Annotated in this window: 2 protein-coding genes; both read left to right on the plus strand. The window is 62.9% G+C overall.

Translation table 11 applies throughout. The features are described 5' to 3' along the window. Nucleotides 1–116 precede the first annotated feature (116 nt). Nucleotides 117–1,649, plus strand: coding sequence for an IS21 family transposase (gene istA / locus EYS42_RS16765; RefSeq protein WP_130969357.1), 1,533 nt, complete (start codon nt 117–119; stop codon nt 1,647–1,649). Beyond that, nucleotides 1,639–2,469, plus strand: a complete 831-nt coding sequence (istB, locus tag EYS42_RS16770) for an IS21-like element ISAav1 family helper ATPase IstB (protein WP_130969358.1) — start codon at nt 1,639–1,641, stop codon at nt 2,467–2,469. Before istA ends, istB begins: the two co-directional genes overlap by 11 nt. The last annotated feature ends 51 nt before the right edge of the window (nt 2,470–2,520 follow it).

Raw genomic sequence — 2,520 nt, forward strand, 5'->3', positions numbered from 1 at the left:
TGTTGAATCACGAGCAAAACTGAGCCACTGAAGGGTCTCCGTCACGTCCAATTTTGAGCCACGTTATCCACCTACCCTGCTGTTTTTTGCAGCAGCGGGGGGCAGGAGTGATCAACGTGAGCACATTGAGCAAATTGCGCCGCATGGTCCACCGTGACCACCTGAGCGTGCGCGAAGCCAGCCGCAGGCTGGGCATCTCCCGCAACACGGCCACCAAGTGGCTTCAATCCGATGAGATGGTCGAGCCCCGTTACCCCAAGCGGGCAAGCATCCCCAGCGTTCTAGATCCGTACAAAGAACAGATGGCCACTTGGCTGAAGGCCGACAGCCACCGCAACAAGCGCGAGCGCCGTGGCATCAAGGCCATGTTCCGAGCACTGCAGGCCATGGGCTACCCCGGCAGTCGTGGCCCTGTCTACGAATTTGCCAAGCGCTGGCAGCAGGCGCAGTCTGATGCCCCCACGCGCATGGCCTTCGTGCCCATGAGTTTCGAGATGGGCGAGGCCTTCCAGTTCGACTGGAGCTGCGAGTACCTGTTCGTGGGCGGCATGCGCAAGCGCCTGGAGGCCGCGCACACCAAGCTGGCGGCCAGTCGGGCCTTCATGCTCACCGCCTACTTCAGCCAGGCCCACGAGATGTTGTTCGACGCCCATGCCCGAGCCTTTACCGCCTTCGGTGGCGTGCCGCGCCGGGGCATCTACGACAACATGAAGACCGCCGTCGACAAGGTGGGCCAGGGCAAGAGCCGCACCGTCAATGCCCGCTTCGAGGCCATGACCGGCCACTACCTGTTCGAGCCGGAGTTCTGCAACCGGGCCGCAGGCTGGGAGAAGGGCATTGTCGAGAAGAACGTTCAGGATCGCCGCCGTGGCATCTGGATGGAGGCGGCCGAACGCCGCTGGCCCGACCTGGAGAGCCTCAACGCGTGGCTGCACCAGGCCTGTCTGGACGCCTGGCATGAGCTACCTCACCCCGAGTGGCCAGAGCTGACCATCGCTGACGTCTGGCAACAAGAGCAGACGCACCTGATGCCCAATCCTGCCGCCTTCGATGGCTATGTCGAGCAGATGGCGCGGGTGACGGCCACCTCGCTGATCCACTACCAGCGCAATCGCTACAGCGTACCGTGCGAATGGGCTCATGCCAGTGTCAGCGTGCGGGCTTATCCAGACCGCCTGGTGGTGGTTGGTCCCAGCGCCGAAGCACCAGAGCAGCTGGTGAGCCTGCCGCGCAGCTTCGAGCGCGGGCAGACCTTGTACGACTGGCGGCACTACGTCAGTTTGCTCGAGCGCAAGCCCGGCGCCTTGCGCAACGGCGCCCCCTTCAAGACCATGCCCGAGCCCTTGCAGCATCTGCAAGCGCACCTGCTGCGCCACCCTGGCGGAGACCGTGTGATGGCCCAGGTGCTCATGGCCATCACCTTGCACGGACTCGATGACGTGCTGGTGGCCGTGGATTTGGCGCTGCAATCAGGGCGGGCGAGCGCTGACCATGTGCTCAACGTGCTGGCCAGACTCAAGGAGCCTGAATCTTTGCAAAGTCTTGCAGAGGCAACCTTGCCTTCGCTGACGTTGCAGGAGCCACCTCAGGCCGACGTGTCGCGCTATGACCGCCTGCGCCAACCCCAGGAGGGTGACCATGTCCAATGACATCGCAGCAAGCCTCAAGGGGCTGAGCCTGCACGGCATGGCCAGTGCCTGGCCAGAACTACTGGGCATTGCCCGGCTCAAATCGCTCGACCACGAAGCCCTGCTGCATCAGCTCATCAAGGCCGAGGGCGCACATCGGGAAGTGCGTTCCATGGCCTACCAGATGCGGGTGGCCCGATTCCCGCACCACCGCGACCTGGCTGGCTTTGCCTTTGATCAGGCCCAGGTCGACGAGGCGCTGGTGCGTCAACTGCACGAGCTCAGGTTCATCGACTCAGCCCACAACGTGGTCTTCGTGGGCGGCCCAGGTACCGGCAAGACGCACCTGGCCACCAGCCTGGGCGTCCATGCCATCCGCGCACATGGCAAGCGGGTACGCTTCTTCTCGACTGTCGAGCTGGTCAATCTGCTGGAGGCGGAGAAGGCGCAGGGCAAGGCCGGGCAACTGGCGCATCGGCTCATGTACGTTGACCTCGTCATCCTCGACGAGATGGGCTACTTGCCCTTCAGTCAGGCAGGCGGTGCCTTGCTGTTCCACCTGTTGTCCAAGCTGTACGAACGCACCAGCGTGGTTGTCACCACCAATCTGTCGTTCTCGGAGTGGGCCAGCGTGTTCGGCGACGCCAAGATGACCACGGCGCTGCTGGACCGGCTCACCCATCACTGCCACATCGTCGAGACCGGCAATCAAAGCTGGCGCTTCAGGCACTCGACGGCACAACCGGCCGCAACCAAGTCCACCCGTAGCAAAACACCCAAAGGAGCCGACCAGACAGTAGACTTATCCACATCCGAGCAGTCCGCTTCTTCGTCAACCTAGTGGCTCAGTTTTGGACGTGACGCCTGGCTCAGTTTTGCTCGTGATTCAACA

This window comes from Aquabacterium lacunae, assembly GCF_004310865.1.
Lineage (GTDB): Bacteria > Pseudomonadota > Gammaproteobacteria > Burkholderiales > Burkholderiaceae_C > Aquabacterium > Aquabacterium lacunae.

Coding starts and splice junctions, on each gene's coding strand:
- istB (WP_130969358.1), top strand. CDS start 1,639: ATGTCCAATGACATCGCAGCAAGCCTCAAGGGGCTGAGCCTGCACGGC.